1 protein-coding gene is annotated in these 552 nt (G+C 61.1%); it reads left to right on the forward strand.

What is annotated here, in order from left to right:
* The coding region (locus tag AC1DU6_RS35370; protein WP_477863255.1) for an O-linked N-acetylglucosamine transferase family protein at nt 1–552 on the forward strand (552 nt) is incomplete at both ends.

The following is a 552-nucleotide window of genomic DNA, read 5'->3' on the forward strand; positions in this document are numbered from 1 at the left end:
GTGAATGCGCTGATTGCGGAGATCGATGCCGATCTCATAGCCGGCAAACTGGCCGCCGAGCCGTTCGGCTGGCAAGGCGTGGCGACCTCGGAACGCAGTCTGCAACGCTGCGCCGAACTGACCAACGCCTCGCGTTTTCCCATGCAAGCTCCATCGCTGCGTGCTTTTCCGACCGGGCCGAACGCAAAAATCCGCATCGGCTATCTCTCGGGTGAATTTCGACAGCAGGCGACATCGCTGCTGCTGGTCGGTGTGCTGGAGCAGCACGACAAAAGCGCGTTCGAGATTTTCGCCATCGATAACGGCTATGACGACGGCAGCGACATCAGGCGACGCATTGCTGGCGCCGTGGATGGAATCGTCGATATCTCCACACTGAGCGATCCGCAGGCGGTGGATGCCATTCGTACGCAGCGCATCGACATCCTTGTCAATCTCAACGGCTATTTCGGCGAGCAGCGCACCGGCGTATTCGCGCGCAGGGCCGCGCCGGTGCAGGTCAATTATCTCGGCTTTCCCGGCACGCTCGGCGCGGGCTTCATGGACTACATC

This window comes from Roseateles sp. P5_B10, assembly GCF_056400485.1.